This window comes from Nostoc sp. NZL, assembly GCF_015714705.1.
Lineage (GTDB): Bacteria > Cyanobacteriota > Cyanobacteriia > Cyanobacteriales > Nostocaceae > Nostoc > Nostoc foliaceum_A.
The window spans coordinates 1-15,912 of record NZ_WBKL01000207.1 but is presented as its reverse complement, the minus strand read 5'-3'; the positions used below and the strand labels follow the sequence as shown (position 1 = coordinate 15,912).

At 42.5% G+C, this 15,912-nt stretch carries 17 protein-coding genes and 2 pseudogenes; 11 read left to right on the top strand and 8 right to left on the bottom strand.

Annotation, left to right across the window (positions count from 1 at the left end):
- Window positions 1-108: 108 nt before the first annotated feature.
- The 5 genes from cysT to F8R90_RS33610 all read left to right on the top strand — a co-directional run bounded on the left by cysT (window position 109) and on the right by F8R90_RS33610 (window position 3,587).
- Window positions 109-969, top strand: coding sequence for a sulfate ABC transporter permease subunit CysT (gene cysT / locus F8R90_RS30445; RefSeq protein ID WP_196513813.1), 861 nt, complete (start codon window positions 109-111; stop codon window positions 967-969).
- Window positions 956-1,831, top strand: coding sequence for a sulfate ABC transporter permease subunit CysW (gene cysW, locus F8R90_RS30440; RefSeq protein WP_196513811.1), 876 nt, complete (start codon window positions 956-958; stop codon window positions 1,829-1,831). Before cysT ends, cysW begins: the two co-directional genes overlap by 14 nt.
- A gap of 115 nt (window positions 1,832-1,946) precedes the next feature.
- Window positions 1,947-2,213, top strand: a complete 267-nt coding sequence (locus F8R90_RS30435; protein WP_196513809.1) for an NIL domain-containing protein — start codon at window positions 1,947-1,949, stop codon at window positions 2,211-2,213.
- 557 nt (window positions 2,214-2,770) lie between these two features.
- Window positions 2,771-3,436 carry an NIL domain-containing protein gene (locus tag F8R90_RS30430; protein ID WP_196513807.1) on the top strand — a complete coding sequence of 222 codons (666 nt, stop codon included), beginning with the start codon at window positions 2,771-2,773 and terminating at the stop codon, window positions 3,434-3,436.
- 22 nt (window positions 3,437-3,458) lie between these two features.
- The gene (locus F8R90_RS33610; RefSeq protein ID WP_269141817.1) at window positions 3,459-3,587 is read left to right on the top strand and encodes a hypothetical protein; all 129 of its coding nucleotides are present in this window, start codon (window positions 3,459-3,461) and stop codon (window positions 3,585-3,587) included.
- Window positions 3,588-3,593: 6 nt separating this feature from the next.
- Here the strand turns inward: F8R90_RS33610 and F8R90_RS30425 are convergent, their stop codons facing one another.
- Both F8R90_RS30425 and cysE read right to left on the bottom strand, forming a co-directional pair.
- Window positions 3,594-4,184: a Crp/Fnr family transcriptional regulator gene (locus F8R90_RS30425; protein ID WP_196513805.1), complete on the bottom strand. Its 591-nt coding sequence runs from the start codon at window positions 4,182-4,184 to the stop codon at window positions 3,594-3,596.
- A 164-nt stretch (window positions 4,185-4,348) separates the two neighbouring features.
- Window positions 4,349-5,074, bottom strand: coding sequence for a serine O-acetyltransferase (gene cysE, locus F8R90_RS30420; protein ID WP_230967155.1), 726 nt, complete (start codon window positions 5,072-5,074; stop codon window positions 4,349-4,351).
- Between the two features lie 419 nt (window positions 5,075-5,493).
- Between cysE and F8R90_RS30415 the strand changes: the two are divergent.
- From F8R90_RS30415 to F8R90_RS30395, 5 genes and pseudogenes are all read left to right on the top strand, one after another.
- Window positions 5,494-5,976: pseudogene (locus F8R90_RS30415) on the top strand (RrF2 family transcriptional regulator).
- 18 nt (window positions 5,977-5,994) lie between these two features.
- Window positions 5,995-6,957 (top strand): cysteine synthase A, encoded by a 963-nt coding sequence (gene cysK, locus F8R90_RS30410; protein WP_196513784.1) that lies wholly within the window; start codon window positions 5,995-5,997, stop codon window positions 6,955-6,957.
- A gap of 337 nt (window positions 6,958-7,294) precedes the next feature.
- The gene (locus tag F8R90_RS30405) at window positions 7,295-8,299 is read left to right on the top strand and encodes an enoyl-CoA hydratase/isomerase family protein (RefSeq protein ID WP_196513782.1); all 1,005 of its coding nucleotides are present in this window, start codon (window positions 7,295-7,297) and stop codon (window positions 8,297-8,299) included.
- Between the two features lie 234 nt (window positions 8,300-8,533).
- On the top strand, window positions 8,534-9,196 hold the full coding sequence (locus F8R90_RS30400) for a cadmium resistance transporter (RefSeq protein ID WP_196513776.1): 663 nt from the start codon (window positions 8,534-8,536) through the stop codon (window positions 9,194-9,196).
- Window positions 9,197-9,472: 276 nt separating this feature from the next.
- Complete coding sequence (locus tag F8R90_RS30395) at window positions 9,473-10,429, top strand: hypothetical protein (protein ID WP_230967140.1); 957 nt, start codon at window positions 9,473-9,475, stop codon at window positions 10,427-10,429.
- A 461-nt stretch (window positions 10,430-10,890) separates the two neighbouring features.
- Here F8R90_RS30395 and F8R90_RS30390 read toward each other — a convergent pair whose 3' ends face one another.
- The 4 genes from F8R90_RS30390 to trxA form a co-directional block, all read right to left on the bottom strand.
- Complete coding sequence (locus F8R90_RS30390; RefSeq protein ID WP_196513772.1) at window positions 10,891-11,556, bottom strand: nitroreductase family protein; 666 nt, start codon at window positions 11,554-11,556, stop codon at window positions 10,891-10,893.
- A gap of 281 nt (window positions 11,557-11,837) precedes the next feature.
- Entirely contained in the window at window positions 11,838-12,950 is a 1,113-nt protein-coding gene (locus F8R90_RS30385; RefSeq protein ID WP_196513770.1) for an alkene reductase, read from the bottom strand.
- Window positions 12,951-13,201: 251 nt separating this feature from the next.
- Window positions 13,202-13,996, bottom strand: a complete 795-nt coding sequence (locus F8R90_RS30380; protein WP_196513768.1) for an SDR family NAD(P)-dependent oxidoreductase — start codon at window positions 13,994-13,996, stop codon at window positions 13,202-13,204.
- Window positions 13,997-14,232: 236 nt separating this feature from the next.
- Window positions 14,233-14,556, bottom strand: coding sequence for a thioredoxin (trxA, locus tag F8R90_RS30375; protein ID WP_012412473.1), 324 nt, complete (start codon window positions 14,554-14,556; stop codon window positions 14,233-14,235).
- 81 nt (window positions 14,557-14,637) lie between these two features.
- Between trxA and F8R90_RS30370 the strand changes: the two genes are divergently transcribed.
- On the top strand, window positions 14,638-14,988 hold the full coding sequence (locus tag F8R90_RS30370; protein WP_190895860.1) for an ArsR/SmtB family transcription factor: 351 nt from the start codon (window positions 14,638-14,640) through the stop codon (window positions 14,986-14,988).
- A 157-nt stretch (window positions 14,989-15,145) separates the two neighbouring features.
- On the opposite strand, the gene F8R90_RS30365 is transcribed toward F8R90_RS30370, so the two are convergent.
- Together F8R90_RS30365 and F8R90_RS30360 are read right to left on the bottom strand one after the other, a co-directional pair.
- A complete protein-coding gene (locus tag F8R90_RS30365; RefSeq protein WP_196513766.1) occupies window positions 15,146-15,382 on the bottom strand; it encodes a hypothetical protein in 237 nt (78 codons plus the stop codon).
- A gap of 80 nt (window positions 15,383-15,462) precedes the next feature.
- Window positions 15,463-15,912, bottom strand: a pseudogene (locus F8R90_RS30360) (glycosyltransferase); the annotation flags it as partial.

Genomic DNA, 15,912 nt, shown 5'->3' with positions numbered 1-15,912 from the left:
AGCTACTTAATCCGTAGAGTGTGGGCAAGTCCTATAGGAATTACGAATTAACAATTACGAATGTTGACAAAAAACTTCTTTTGAATTTTAAACTTTGAATTTTTGACTATGACTACTGTATCTCCTTCTTTGGAAGTTGAACGCAAAACACCGTTCTGGAAGAAATTGGGGCGGGTTCCCTGGACTTGGCGAATCACCATAGGATACCTGACGGTGATGTTGTTTATTCCCATAGTTGCCATGTTTCTGAAAGCAAGTACGGAACCTCCGGCAAGATTTTGGGCGATCGCAACCAGTGATATTGCATTAGCAACATATAATGTCACTTTTGTTACAGCACTATTTGCTGCCTTCCTTAATGGCATTTTTGGTACTCTCATTGCATGGGTTCTGGTTCGCTACGACTTTCCCTTAAAACGCTTGATTGACGCCACAGTGGATTTACCTTTTGCCCTACCAACTTCGGTAGCAGGGTTAACACTGGCAACAGTTTACAGCAATAATGGCTGGATAGGTTCGCTGCTAGCACCTCTAGGTATTAAGGTATCTTTCAGCCGAACGGGAGTAGCGGTGGCAATGATATTTATCTCACTGCCTTTTATTGTGAGAACTGTGCAACCCGTACTTCAGGAAATGGAACATGAAATTGAAGAAGCCGCTTGGTGTCTAGGTGCTTCTCAATGGCAGACCTTCTGGAAAGTGATTTTGCCACCTTTATTTCCGACAATTTTAACTGGTGTTGCCTTGGGTTTTTCCCGTGCAGTTGGGGAATATGGATCAACTGTGATTATCTCTTCCAATACGCCCTATCAAGATTTGATCGCACCTGTGCTGATTTTTCAACGGCTAGAGCAGTATGACTATTCTGGTGCAACAGTAATTGGCATAGTTTTACTATCAATTTCCTTGGTACTGCTATTGGCAATTAATTTCTTACAAGCATGGGCAAGGCGATATGACACTAGATAAGCCAAGTTTTCACTCATCTGCATCTGATACACATACAACCAAGCCTAAAGAGCAGAAAAGTTGGGTGCCAATAGTTTTAATTGGTATAGCGATCGCTTATTTAGCCTTAGTTCAATACATCCCGGCAATTAACGTTTTTGTCCAAGCCTTCAGCAAAGGAGTTGGGCCGTTTCTGTCCAACCTGACACGACCAGCCTTTCTCCATGCAGCTTGGCTAACGCTGTTACTAGCCTTGATTTCTCTACCTTTAAATACAGTATTTGGGCTATGTGCAGCTTGGGCGATCGCTCGTCATAAATTCCCTGGACGCGCCGTAGTCTTGAGCATTATTGACTTGCCCTTTTCCATCTCGCCCGTAGTTGCTGGATTAATGATTGTGCTACTTTACGGACGCAATGGGTGGTTTGGCCCTTGGCTTCAGGCACTTGATATCAAGATTATCTTTGCCTTTCCAGGTATGTTGCTGGCTACAGCCTTCGTGAGTATGCCCTTTGTGGCGCGGGAAGTAATTCCTGTTTTAGAGGAATTTGGCAAGGATCAAGAAGAAGCTGCTAGAACTTTAGGTGCGAAAGATTGGCAAATATTTTGGCGCGTTACCCTGCCCAGTATCCGTTGGGGCTTACTCTACGGTTTAATTTTGACCAATGCCAGAGCAATGGGTGAATTCGGGGCGGTTTCGGTGGTATCTGGCAATATTGCTGACCAAACCCAGAGCCTACCACTGTTTGTAGAAGATGCTTACAAACAATATGAAACCGAAGCTGCTTTCTCTGCGGCTGTACTGTTAGCATTGCTAGCAGTAGTAACCTTGGTACTCAAGGAAATTCTGGAACGCAAAACCCGCATTAAAGATGTTGAATAGGTTAGGTATGGGGCATGGAACATTAGGCATTGGCTTCCGCCGTGAGCGTCAGCCCAACGGTTATTAATTATTCTCCTTTGCCCTCCAGCCCCCAATCCCCTTGATGGTGACAATCATGACTAGTGACAATACACTTACCAATAAACGAATTCGACTAAAAATTCCCAAGGACTATCATCAGGAACCTGTAATTTCTCGCCTGGTGTCTGACTATGGACTGACTGTGAATATCACGGCAGCGATTTTGGGAGCTAATGCTGTCGGTGATGGTTGGTTTGATCTTGAACTACAAGGAACAGATGCACAAATTCAGAGTGGACTAACTTATCTCCATAACTTGGAGTTGGAAGTCTGGGATGACACTAAAGCAACTGATTGGTAAAAGTTATATCAACACATGGTAGGGGCGTACAGTTAGCTGCACGCCCTTATATTTAATATAAACCTCTCATTTGGTCTGATTTTTTCCAGATACCGCAAAGATTAAGACTTGATACTTGCAGTATGTCCACTATGAGATAAAATCTAACAGAATTTTTACAACACCACTTAACCTAATTTCGGGAATCCTTTAATCACTTGGTAATGAGTATCACCCTTCAGTTTTGATTCCAAGATAGTGACAATATCAGCACATAGACAGATGCAAGAAATCCTCAATTGGTTTTGCGTTAAATTACTCTACATAAATTGATCCTAACTTACGTGAATTTACTGTTTGCTTTTTTGTGTACTTTGTGAGATTGTCCTTTACATAAGAAGTAAATACTTTAAGTCGATAGAGTTATCGTAATTTAGTAAAAACTAGAAATATGAAAATCTCTATGAGGCTAATATTCAACCAGTCACAGTTGAGTCGCAGGGAGCAAAATTCTCTGCCAAACCCAAAAAGTGCGTAGGCGCAGCCCAACCTAGGCATCGTTATTAGGAATTAATCTGATGTCTCAGAGTAAATCTGTAGAACCTGCTTCAGTTCACAGCCGAATTCTCGTGCCTCAGCGGTATCACAGGCAACCTGTAATTTCCCGGTTGGTGTCTCGTTATGGTTTAACCGTCAATATCAAAGCTGCATCCCTCACATCAGACAGTGACAGCGATGGCTGGTTTGATTTGGAACTTTCGGGAAACCCTCAAAAACTGACAGATAGCCTATCTTACTTGCAAGAATTGGGAGTGAATTTGCTGCAACTAGCGATCGCTAACCATATTCAACCCAACCAACACTCTTTAACTTTCCCACATCCAGCTAGCAAATTGAGTCCCAAGAACTCTGCATGGCTGACAAATCAATGGCAAGAACAATTTCAGCAATGGGTTTCTCTAGGTCAAACCAATCGATTGCGCTTGCAACTGTGCGTCTTAAAATCTTATTACGAAGAACCCGTGATTTCCGAGTTAGTTTCTCGTTATGGATTAACAGTCAATATTACTAGTGCAGTACTTCAACCCGATACGGAAGATGACGGCTGGTTTGATTTGGATTTGTGGGGGAGAACAAAGCAACTACACTCTAGCCTGAGTTATTTAGAAAAACTGGGGCTACCGATTTGGCTGGATTTGTCTAGCGTTTATAGCGATGTCTACGACGGGCCACGCCTACGCTAATTAATAAAATAGTCACTATCCAATGGCAGCATTAAATAATCATCAAACCAATTCCCAAACCAGATTATCACTGGTTTCTTCAGTTTATGTAAAAAGCCAAGTCACTCAGATGGGCAAGCCGAATGCTGACGGTGATAGCTGGTTTTGCTGAAATAATCTAAATTTCGTAGTACCAAATTTCTTCTTCTCGCACCACAATTCGATGCAGGGAGAGACGATCAATTAAGCCTTCTTGCTCAAACTGCCCAAGAACACGAGTAATAGTAACACGAGTCGAACCGAGCATTTCCGCCAAGTCTTCATGAGTCAGACGCATATCTATTAAACGTCCCTTCTCAACTTCTGAACCAAACTTTTTGGATAACCACGCCAACAACTTGATCAACATAGTATCGACTTTTTTATGGCTACGAATAACCATCAATTCTTGAGCCTGTTGGATATGGATAAGTAGAGTTTCTGTTAGTTGAGTCCATTCCTCTAAAGGTAAGACTGTTGCCTCCACTTTAGTTAGGCATTCCATTTGATAAGGTTCTAATTTTGACAAAGCCTTACCAACGATATCTCCAGGCCCCCACAATCCCAGAGCTACAGTTGTACCATCTTCTAGATAGGTAAAAGTCCTGACAAAACCCGTTTCAATTTTCCAGAGTCCATTTTGATACTCTGGAAGAAATGATCTACGAGCAAAAAGTTGCTTAGTATTATTACTGCCTAAAGTAGATAAGCTTGTGTACAAAGACACCATGGTATATAGCACTATTCTCCGATAAATTAACCGTAGTATTATATTTATATCAGGTTCTAAGAACCTATGGGTATTTTTAAAGAGGGAAGCAGGGGAGACAAGGTGACAAAAGTTAGATCCCTTCCCCTTGTCCCCAATTCTCCTTGTCCCCAATGCCCCATTCCTTAAATTCCTGCACCATCAAGAAAATCTTCAATCATTCCATCAGAATTATTGCTCTTAGGGTTGTCGGTTAGTTCGTCGCCAAGCTCAGTTGGGGACAAACTTGATTGTTCCAATTGCTCGAACTGTTTCTCTAGAGACTTGACGCGTTCAAATAGAGCGCGGATGACTTCAGCTTCTACGTCGCGTACTTTATCATGATCCAGAACATTGCTAGACAAGTTGTTCTGACGAGTTACGCGCCCTGGAATCCCGACTACAGTAGTGTTACTGGGCACATTTCGTAGCACCACAGAACCGGCTCCAATACGGACGCGATCGCCAATTTGAATATTTCCCAATACCTTCGCACCCGCTCCCACAACTACATGAGAGCCTAAAGTTGGATGGCGTTTACCGCTTTCTTTGCCAGTTCCGCCAAGGGTGACACCTTGATAAATTAGAGCATGGTCACCCACGATCGCTGTCTCACCAATTACAACTCCCATACCGTGGTCTATAAACACTCCCTGGCCAATTAATGCCCCAGGATGGATTTCAATCCCAGTTAGAAACCTACTAATATGAGAGATCAACCTAGGTATGAAGGGAATTCCAATTTTATGCAGCCAGTGTGCCAATCGATGAAACACTAGCGCCTGGAATCCAGGGTAACAGAACAATACTTCTAGCCAGTTACGGGCTGCTGGGTCACGCTCAAAAATGGTTCGCAAATCAGTTAGTAGCATACTCTGTTGATGTTTTCGTTGGTAGGTGAGGCTCTGAAAACAGAAACTCAGGATAATTCTCATAAAAAGATCGAGTCAGAAGAGGCAGGGGAGCGGGGAGCAGGGAGCAGGGGGGAGGCAGTAACGGATCTTGTACTCCGACCAATCGAGAACGCCCTGGAAGGGCGGGGCTTGATACCCATGTTCCGCTCCGCTTCACGGCAACTCTTGGAGACGCTGCGCGAACGGGGCTTTCTATTGCTCTCCCAGCTAAGAGCAAAGTGCCCCTCCGCCTCTTCGGTCATTCATGGGAATTGTGTAAGATACAATCTACGGTAAGTTGGTAGTGTAAAGTGCTTTTGTGGGTAATTAAGTGGGATGCTATCACATTCCACACTTTGAGAAAAATTAATTTCACATAAACTGCGATAAGTCTCCCGATTCACCGTAGTATATTGAGTACAGTCTTGAATAGCCAAAACTACGCTCTTTTGGATCTGTCTTCCAAAGTGGAATATGCACTGCTAGCACTCTTAGAACTGGCAAGCCACCACGGGAAAAAACTTCCTCTAACCATGAGCGAGATCACTGCCAAGCAACCCATACCTGAGCGCTATCTGGAACAAATTTTGACCAACCTCCGGCGTGCTGGTTTGGTGCAGAGTCAACGTGGATCTAAAGGAGGTTTCGTTTGAGTTTGTGAACCTTGGCAGATCACAATGCTAGAAATTGTCACTTTGGTCGAAGGTGAGCGGAAAGAGAAAGATCCCTCTGACTCTCCGACTCTAGAAAAGACTCTAGTTTATGAAGTTTGGGAGCAAGCCAACGCTGCCTCAATTGAAGTTTTGGGTCGCTATACACTCCAAGACTTGTGCCAGGAAAGGGAAACTCGCGCCCAGCAAAGCCCCATGTATTATATTTAGTCACCAAGGAGTAATCATATGCGGATAGCGAAAGATATCACAGAGTTAATCGGACGAACTCCTTTAGTTCAATTAAACAAGATTCCCCAAGCTTTAGGAGCGGTTGCTCGGATTGTGGTGAAGCTAGAAAGCATGAATCCAGCATCTTCTGTGAAAGACCGGATTGGTGCGAGTATGGTGGAAGCGGCGGAGGAAGCAGGCTTAATTCACCCTGGAAAAACCGTTTTAGTAGAGCCGACTTCTGGAAATACAGGAATTGCGCTGGCGATGGTAGCGGCCGCCAAGGGGTACCATCTTATTCTAACGATGCCTGACACAATGAGCCAGGAAAGACGCTCCATGCTCAAAGCTTATGGCGCTCAACTAGAGTTAACGCCAGGGGTAGAAGGGATGCGAGGGGCGATCGGTCGTGCAGAGCAGATTTTAGCTCAAACGCCCAATGCTTATATGTTGCAGCAGTTCCGCAACCCGGCTAACCCAAAAGTTCACGCCGAAACCACAGCAGAAGAAATTTGGGATGATACCGATGGAGAAGTCGATATTCTCGTGGCGGGAGTGGGTACTGGTGGGACGATTACGGGAGTTGCAGAAGTCATTAAAAAACGGAAGCCGAGTTTTCAAGCGATCGCAGTTGAACCAAGCAGCAGCCCAGTATTAGCAGGCGGTAAATCAGGGCCTCACAAAATTCAGGGTATCGGCGCGGGATTTGTCCCAGCAATTTACCGTCCAGAACTGGTGGATGAAGTGATTCAGGTAGCGGATGAGGAGGCGATCGCTTACAGCCGTCGTCTAGCAAAAGAAGAAGGATTGCTATCTGGCATTTCTACTGGCGCTGCGTTGTATGCGGCTATTCAAGTGGCACAGCGGCCAGAAAATGCAGGTCGCCTGATCGTCATGGTACAGCCTAGCTTCGGCGAACGCTACCTCAGTACCTCACTATTCAAAGACCCAGAGGAGAATGAGTGGTTGAGTAAGGTTTGATTCCAGATACCAATTTTAGATTTTAGGGACTTCTAAAAAATAAATTATCTATAGGACTCCTATTTGATTTTTGAAATACACGTAGTGTAGGCTTTGTCCAGCCTACATTACTTAAAATTTTCCACATATTATTTAGGATTCCTATAGTACACTGTGGCGGAAGTTTACCTACCTTTAACGACTTAAGCCCGAATGGCACTAAGTTAAGGTAAAATCCTTAATTGACATAGCTGGTGTTTTTGAATCTGTTAATTTAAGTATATTGATAAATGATGTTTGTTATAATCTGTGTATTATGCAATAACATAAGATTACAATACTGGCAATTAATATACTTATGCTTTATTCAAAAATTCTTTATTTGCTACATAATCACTTAGATTATATTACAATTAATCCTCTTTTAAATGCCTTTTCACTTGATATGTGTCAAGAAATAGATGCTGCTGAAAACGATGATTTTATTAGAAAAACAAGGGAAAGTATATTAACTAGACTAAAAAATTATGAAATCGGATATCATGTAGGATTGCAGCAAGCTTTGTGTGATTATAGTGAAGCGGCAACTTATCTAACATTAAAAAACAAAGGTATTTTATTAGAAAAAGTTCCCGAAAACACAAATAAAACACCTGACTTAAAAGTTAATTTAGAGGATAAGGAATTTTTCATAGAGATAAAGACACTAGGATTTGGTGGAGGAGAAGAAAATTATATTCAAGCTATGGAGCAAGGATTAGATGCCCAAGTGTCTATTGAAGAGCAGTTAAAAGCTGGAAATGCTATAGCAACAGCTGTAACTGCCATTAATCCTTTAAAAGAGCGAGAACAAGATTGTTTTTATTCTCGCCAAAAAGATTTCATTGAAACCATAATAAGAAAAATCAAACGACTTATTAAAAAAGGTCAATTTGAGGCTGGGCCAACTATATTATTAATTGACTTATCTCTTATCCCTATACCTGCCGATTGGAAAGTTAATTCTATTCCTATATTTCCTCTAGTTCAAAATCAAAAATTCAAAAATTTAGTAAGTGGTATTCTTTGGTATTCAGCATTTGGTAAAGAAAATGAAAGAATATTTTCACCTATTGAATTTGAAGGAGATGCCAATATTAAAAGTGAATTAAGTATAGAAGGTATTTTAAATAAAAATGATTTTATTAAAGCTTTGTGCTTCCAAGTGTATAACTTAAGGCAAGAAAGGAAAATAGTAGGTTTCTACAGAGCAAAAGATGAAGACTCTATTATGCCTCTCATTTATACATTTTGTGACTTTGTAAATGATGAAATGAATACAAATGGTTGGAGAATTCTTGAAACACTTTTAGTGAGCAGCTAGTTAACTTATGATACGCGACAACAAGTGTATAGACAAATCCTAAACAGCACTTTATATAGTGGCGAATCTTTTTTCTTTAAACCTATTTTTTAGTAAACACTAAACTTGAATTTTTGCAATAAATCTCGTAAATTGGTAAAATTCCTTGAATAATTAATTTGTCTATTTTAAAGCTTAGTTGTGCCAGAAGATTAATTTGGTATGGTGGTAAATCGTAGATTCTAAAAATCCAGCATGAGTAAGCTAGGGACAGCCTTCAGTGAAGGGATAATTGCTTTCATAGCCACTAACATAGATGACATCCTTATCTTGTTAATATTTTTTTCACAGATAGATGTTAATTTTCGGCAGCGGCATATCTTACTCGGTCAATATCTGGGTTTTGCAGCTATTATCTTCGCTAGCTTACCAGGATTTTTTGGTGGATTGGTCGTACAGCGAGAATGGATAGGATTGCTAGGGCTGCTACCAATAGTAATTGGAATTCAACAATTAGTATCTAGAAAAGAAGAAACTACAACAGTTCAGACAGTCAGTAGTAATTTCAGGCAGTCCACACATACTAACCCGGTATTATCTTTTATTTTGAGTATTTTGCATCCCCAAACCTATAAAGTAGTAGCAGTAACGATCGCTAATGGTGGTGACAATATTAGTATATATATCCCTTTATTCGCTGGTCACGATCTTACCAGCTTGGGAGTAATTCTAAGTATATTTTTTATCATGGTAGGGGTTTGGTGTGCGATCGCTTATTTTTTAAGCCGTCAACCTACCATTGCTGATGTTTTAAGTCGCTACGGTAAAGCTGTCGTACCTTTTGTGTTAATTGGCTTGGGTTTGTTCATTATGTATGAACGAGGTACATTCACTCTACTACCTTGGATGAGAAGTTAATCAATGTTCGATTTTGAATGCTGGATTTGGGATTGAACGATGAAAACTCCAATCTAAAATCTAAAGTTTGTCATAGAAATACGCACAAAATTGTTGGTGTCCGATCTTCGGAGAAAACTTTTTGTTTACCAATTCTTAACCTAGACGAGGTTTAACATCAATATAATGATTTGACTTATTAAAATCTGTGTAATGCAATACTCCGTTATACCTGCAATTGGGTGCAATCCTATCCGTTTTCGCCCAAGCATTCAACCTGTTTTTTGTCTGATTTCAATGATCGCCCCGTTTTTGTGCTTTACCTCAGCACAAGCTCAGATCATCGGACAAGATATCACTTCAATTACTACTGACACTGCTTCGTTTCCTACTATATCTATTACCAAGGTTGCAGGTGACAGCGAATTTGCAGGCAATACTTTTACTCTCAACTTCGGGGGGCAAATTGAATCAATAACAGGATTGACAACCACGAGAGGCAGCACAACATTTAGATCAATCCCTGCTTTTGTGCAGATTCGCCGTAACCCCGCTAGAGATGACAGAAAACTATCTTACTACAGAGGCAGTTTCGACTCCTCCTCTAAGACCTTTAACTTTCTCAGTTTGGGCCCACTTCCAGAGAAAACGCTGTTTAGTATCAACAATATCTTGGCAGGCCCAGATAACGTTTTTACTAATACAGGTGCAAATTTAGGCGGCATACCTTACAACGGTAACGCCAGTATCGAGCGACTTGACTTTATACTTGTTAGACCTGTAAAGGCAAGTAATAAAATTCACTTTACCGTCTTCGAGCGTGGATTACCTACTGGACATGATGGTTTCGGTATTGCGGCGATTACAAGTGTGGATAAAGATGGAAATCCCACTTCCTACGGGACCATTTACGTAATAGCAACTTCCACCTGGGGTAAAACACCCTTGCAAGACCCGATTCCACAATATTATTTCCTGAACAATGCTGCCAAAAATAATCGTGGAATTCCCATAAACCCTGCACTCACTATTCCATCGAACCAAATTTTAGGAGGTATTCTGATTCGCACCGACGAACTCGTGTCACAGGGAAAAAAGGTCTACGGCTACTCACTGTTTGCCCCTGATGTTACTTGCACTCCGAAAACACTGCTGAATATCGCTAATTCTTGTTTTCCTACGAATACTGGAACGAACGGAGGGATAGATTTAGCCGCACCTAATCTAGGTGCTGTCTTTTTGGAGAGTGAGTGAGCGCCGAAAACGTTTTACAACCAAACTTTATTACTGAGTCCGTTTAACTGTCTCACTACCGACTCTAAGGCTCCGCCAATTCCCGTCAAACCAACGATGATGCCAACAAAAAAGCTTAAGAACGGTAGTAATAAATAGTGTATACCCCTCAGGGGTTTTAAGTACAATCAGATTAAACTTAAGATATTAAATCTCAGATAGTCGAACAGATTTTAACTCTCTCAACATAAGGAGTGGTGAGTGTTGAGTGGGGAATCTGACTTAGCCCTCACCACGGGCTAAACGTCCCGCTAACGGAATTTTTTTGCCCAATGCCCAATTCTAGTAGTTCGCCAAGGAAACTTGGCGGGGTAAAGGGCAAGGGGGAAAGGGAAAAGATGTTTACTCCTTTAACCTTTAACATGAACCCCTTTTCCCTGCTCTCACATAACAATTTTGGGTTGGCAGACTACTAGAGAGAACTACCCTGCATAAGGGTTACCAATTCTATCTACAGAGACATTGGAGGATAATGGCAAACGACCTGGATTTAAGCGTGGTTCTGCTGCATAGCCAACAGGAACTAAAACAGCGATCGCTAAATCTGGATTGTCCTCAGCACCAATCACTTGCTTTACTTGATCCTCAATCCAACCGTTCATAAAACAAGTCGATAATCCCAGACTTTCTGCTGCTAACACCAAATGGGTAGCGGCAATGATCGCATCTTTGATGGCATATTCGCGTCGCTTGTCGCCTAGCCCAGCTTGAAATTGCGGGACGGCGGTTTTAAAATAATTTATCGTGCCTTCACTCCATGCCCCAGTTTCAGTTGCCCGCTCAAAAATTGGGGTCAAGTCTTGTTCGCCTGCGTTAGGATTGGCGGCAAAGACAAAGGTCACAGGTGCTTGGACAATTTGCTGCTGATTCCATGATGCTGCTGATAGTGCTGCCTTTTGCGCTTCATCTTGCACGAGAATAATTTGCCAATCCTGGATATTAAAGCTGCTGGGCGCTGCCACAGTTAACTCTACCAGTTGCTTGAGCAATTCTGGGGCGATGGGGTCTGTTTTAAAAGTTTTGATGGAACGACGTTTAGCGATCGCACTAGGTACATCTAAAGGTTGGGTTTGAGTGATAGGACTCATGAGATTCTCCTGATAGTTGAGTTAGTTATGACCAAATAATTCGTAATTACGCTCTCTACGAGATGCTCCCCCGCCGGGATACACAGACTTGCTACCCCTGCGCCAACGTAATTAGGATACAAGCGAATGTATTTATTCATGAAACAAAAATAAAAATTATTCTTGATTTCAGAATCAACAACTTGTCTACGACACGCCCAAGAGACAGTCATGAAGTCTTAAATTACGAATTACGTTAGCGTAGCGGTAGCGAGTCCGCGAGCGTCATTACGAATTACGAATTATGCCTTAGCAACTGGCTCATTAGTAGCTGACCAAAATGGATAGTCTGTATATCCTGTTTCATCGCCACCATAAAAGGTTGCTTGATTTGCTTCATTTAGTGGTGCATTTAAAGCCAAGCGCCGGGGTAAATCTGGATTTGATATAAATAATGTGCCAAAGGCAACTAAATCTGCTGCTTTATTTGCCAGTACAGCATCGCCTTTTTCACGGGTATAACCACCATTGACAATGAGTGTACCTGTAAAGCGATCGCGTATATGACTAGTGGGGACAATTACCCCACCATGTCTAATGTCTGCCTCTGTTGCTTCATAAATATGCAGATATGCCAAATTAAACTGGTTTAACGCTTGAGCCGCATAACCGAATGTCTCCAAGGGGTTGGAGTCACCCATATCATTAAAAGTCCCACTGGGAGATAAACGTACTCCTACTCGGTTAGAATCCCACACAGTAGTTATCGCCTCTGTGACTTCTAACAGTAGTCGGGCGCGATTCTCAATGGAACCCCCATATTTATCTGTACGTTGATTGGTGCGATCGCGGAGAAATTGATCTATTAAATAACCATTAGCTGAGTGAATTTCTACCCCATCAAACCCAGCTGCTAGGGCATTTGCCGCTCCCTGACGGTACTGCTCGACTATCTGCGGTATTTCCGATGTTTCTAAAGCACGAGGAGTTACAAAGGGTTTTGGCCCCTCATAAGTTGCGGCCTCACCTTTAGGAACAATGGCAGAAGGTGCCACAGGTAAAACTCCATTCGGTTGTAAGTCAGGATGAGAAACCCTGCCTACGTGCCATAGTTGCAGAAAAATTCTCCCTCCCTGCTGATGTACGGCATCAGTTACTAATTTCCAGCCCTCCACCTGTTCTGGTGAATGAATTCCTGGTGTAGCGGGGTAGCCCTGTCCTTCAGGAGTTACCTGTGTTGCTTCCGCAATAATAAGTCCAGCAGAAGCGCGTTGAGTGTAGTAGGTAGCATTCAGTTGGTGTGGTACGTTTCCCTTACCTGCCCTGTTTCGGGTTAAGGGTGCCATCACTATCCGATTAGGTAGTTCTAGATTCCCTAATTGGTAAGAAGAGAATAAGTTTATATCAGTAGTCATGTTACTTTGCTCCAATTAAAAATTCACTCATTCAAAATTCATGCGATGTGCAACTTATCCTTAGAACCCCGCTTCCATTCCTCTCTCCCACAGGGGCAGAGGCTTTGATTCTTGCTCCCCTTCCCTTGCTCTTAAGGGGTTGGGGTTTGGTTTAAGAGAAAGTTGCACACGGAGGAAAGAGTTTTCTCAATATCCAATTCTGCGTGCAGTAAATAGACCACGCGGTAGGGCACACAGATGTGGTTCAAATACTAAACAATCGACCGAATAACGCCACCATCTACCCGCAAAGCTGCACCATTAGTTGCTGATGCTAAGGGACTAGAAAGATAAACTACCATCGCTGCTACTTCTTCATTAGTTGCAAAGCGTTTGATTAGGGAACTTGGACGCACATTTTGGAAAAACTCAGCCTCAACTTCTGCTGGACTAATACCACGTTCTTGCGCCAGCTTGGTGATAAAGTCTTCAACTCCTTCTGAGCGGGTTGGCCCTGGTAGTACAGAGTTTACTGTGACTCCAGTCCCGACAGTGATTTCTGCTAGACCTCTTGCAATGGCAAGTTGCGCTGTTTTAGTTGTGCCGTAGTGAATCATTTCCACCGGAATCTGAATACCAGATTCGCTAGAGATAAAAATTATCCGCCCCCAGTTTTGCTCTAGCTGCTTTTGCAGATATTGCCGACTCAAACGGACTCCACTGAGGACGTTAACCTCAAATATGTTTAACCAGTCTTCATCAGTAATATTAAAAAACGTTTTTGGCTCATAGATACCTAAATTGTTGATAAGAATATCAACGTGAGGAACTTTTTGAAATAGCTGCTTTACCCCTGATGCAGTGCCTACGTCAGCAACAACACCAGAAACTTTCGCTTCGGGAGTATTTTGCTGAATTTTAGCGATCGCTTGAGCTACTCGTTCTTCAGACCGACCGTTGACAATCACTGATGCACCTTCTTGAGCTAACCCAAGGGCGATCGCAAAACCAATACCTGCGGTTGAGCCACTCACCAACGCGGATTTACCGTGCAATTTCAAGTCCATTTCGCTCTTTCCCCATTAGTTGAAACAGAATTTATGGAGAGATGCGATTAATCGCGTCTGTACGGGAGTAGGAGTCATATTTATTCTTACTCCCCTTCCAGCAACAAAAATTTTTCCGCTTCCCTCTCCTACGAGGAGAGGGTTAGGGAGAGGTAGGGAAGGGGTTGGGGGTTAGGTCTTTATTAGACTCAACTGAGAAGACTGCAAACTAAATGCATCTCACAACAGTACCTAGATTAAAGATGCTGTGCTAAGGTCTTATTCAAGGTGGTTTTTGGAACTGCGCCTACGACAGTATCAACCTGGCGACCTCCCTTAAAAACCATCAGCGTCGGGATGCTGCGAATTCCATAGTGGCTGGCAACAGTAGGATTTTGATCTGTGTTCAGCTTCACAAATTTCACCTGTCCTTCGTATTCAGCAGCAACTTCATCGACGACTGGACCCACCATCCGGCAAGGACCGCACCACGGTGCCCAAAAGTCCACTAATACCGGAATTTCACTTTCCAAAACTTCTTGCTTGAATGTGGCTTCTGTGACATTTGTAATGGATGACATAAAATTGCCTTCCTAATTAATTCTATAATTCGATAATATCGAATAATAAAAATATATGCCACCTGATGAGATAATGCAACTATGAGATTTCTTTATCATCCAGATAGAAAAAATATTTCTTTACCGGGCGTGCTGTATGCATTGGGCGATCCAGTGCGGCTAGAGATTGTGCGGCTGCTGGCGACTGAGGGGGAACAATGCTGTGCCAAATTTGATTTTGCGATCGCTAAGTCTACGATGTCCAATCACTTCAAGATTTTGCGGGAGTCGGGGATAGTCTTTACACGCAAAGAAGGGACACACCACATTAACATCCTGCGGCGTGAGGATTTAGAGGTTCTGTTTCCAGGGTTACTGGATGCGGTATTGAAAGCCGCTCAACCATTGTCTGTTGTCCCAGCTAGTACTAAACAAACAGCTTCAAGGATTTAAGGGCATTGGGCATTGGGTATGAACTGTTTAAGAATCTTCTTGTTTTTTTATTTGTGTTTCTAAATCAGCAAAAATATTATGTTGTTCAAAAGGGTTCCGCCACCGAAGTCAGCAGAACCCTTGCTAAGTATGTCAAAATTTAAGCATTCAAGAACTGTCATAAACAAACTTGCAACCAGGATTTATAGCGTCTGGCGAGTTCCTGAAGAAAATTGAGTTCTTCACCCTCAAGATTATTAAATAGGTTGTGATATTGCCAACCACGCTCGTAGCGACTCAGCATTTGTTCTGGAGTAAACCGATATACATCGGCAGTCTGCCAACAAATGGACTCCAGAAAAGGCAGCTTTTTGGGGACAATAACAGGATTATTTGTTGGTGTTGCGGTTGTCATAGCTCTTTATAATCAACCACTTTCGGCTTACTTTAATCTTAGATGAGCACTAGCAACTTTGAAATTCAATTTTATCCCAACTATAAATTATCCGAACTGGGATAAACTCTTCCTTTCCAAGCGCCGCCGCGCCCTTGCCAGTGACGGAGTGCTGAGTCTAGAGTCATCAGGGTATAGAGAAAAGCGATCGCAGGTAAACTAAATGCTAACCAGGGAGAACATTTATAAAAGCGGATCGTTGGGTAGTAAGCAAAAGCCATCAACAACCATCCTAATAAACCTGTAAGTGCGATCGCCCAATTGCCCCAAACTACGCCCAGAATTACACACACAGGTGGAACTAGATAAATCAGAGGCATTCCTACTAAAGTTCCCAATAGTAGTAATGGAGAATAATTCAGTTGGGTATAGGCAGTACGAGCAACCATGTCCCAAATCGTTGCCAGCGAGTCATAGGGACGCAAACTGCGAGTCAAAGTACTCAATCCTAGCCAGATCCGACCGGGGGAGGCAGAGGGGCAGGGTGCGGG

Excerpts from the sequence above, each read along its gene's own strand:
- F8R90_RS30365 (WP_196513766.1), bottom strand. The coding sequence starts at position 15,382 with ATGACAACCGCAACACCAACAAATAATCCTGTTATTGTCCCCAAAAAG.
- F8R90_RS30390 (WP_196513772.1), bottom strand. The coding sequence starts at position 11,556 with ATGAGTCCTATCACTCAAACCCAACCTTTAGATGTACCTAGTGCGATC.
- F8R90_RS30425 (WP_196513805.1), bottom strand. The coding sequence starts at position 4,184 with ATGGTGTCTTTGTACACAAGCTTATCTACTTTAGGCAGTAATAATACT.
- F8R90_RS30380 (WP_196513768.1), bottom strand. The coding sequence starts at position 13,996 with ATGGACTTGAAATTGCACGGTAAATCCGCGTTGGTGAGTGGCTCAACC.
- cysK (WP_196513784.1), top strand. The coding sequence starts at position 5,995 with ATGCGGATAGCGAAAGATATCACAGAGTTAATCGGACGAACTCCTTTA.
- F8R90_RS30430 (WP_196513807.1), top strand. The coding sequence starts at position 2,771 with ATGTCTCAGAGTAAATCTGTAGAACCTGCTTCAGTTCACAGCCGAATT.
- cysE (WP_230967155.1), bottom strand. The coding sequence starts at position 5,074 with ATGCTACTAACTGATTTGCGAACCATTTTTGAGCGTGACCCAGCAGCC.
- cysT (WP_196513813.1), top strand. The coding sequence starts at position 109 with ATGACTACTGTATCTCCTTCTTTGGAAGTTGAACGCAAAACACCGTTC.
- F8R90_RS33610 (WP_269141817.1), top strand. The coding sequence starts at position 3,459 with ATGGCAGCATTAAATAATCATCAAACCAATTCCCAAACCAGATTATCA.
- F8R90_RS30400 (WP_196513776.1), top strand. The coding sequence starts at position 8,534 with ATGAGTAAGCTAGGGACAGCCTTCAGTGAAGGGATAATTGCTTTCATA.
- trxA (WP_012412473.1), bottom strand. The coding sequence starts at position 14,556 with ATGTCATCCATTACAAATGTCACAGAAGCCACATTCAAGCAAGAAGTT.
- cysW (WP_196513811.1), top strand. The coding sequence starts at position 956 with ATGACACTAGATAAGCCAAGTTTTCACTCATCTGCATCTGATACACAT.
- F8R90_RS30435 (WP_196513809.1), top strand. The coding sequence starts at position 1,947 with ATGACTAGTGACAATACACTTACCAATAAACGAATTCGACTAAAAATT.
- F8R90_RS30405 (WP_196513782.1), top strand. The coding sequence starts at position 7,295 with ATGCTTTATTCAAAAATTCTTTATTTGCTACATAATCACTTAGATTAT.
- F8R90_RS30370 (WP_190895860.1), top strand. The coding sequence starts at position 14,638 with ATGAGATTTCTTTATCATCCAGATAGAAAAAATATTTCTTTACCGGGC.
- F8R90_RS30395 (WP_230967140.1), top strand. The coding sequence starts at position 9,473 with ATGATCGCCCCGTTTTTGTGCTTTACCTCAGCACAAGCTCAGATCATC.
- F8R90_RS30385 (WP_196513770.1), bottom strand. The coding sequence starts at position 12,950 with ATGACTACTGATATAAACTTATTCTCTTCTTACCAATTAGGGAATCTA.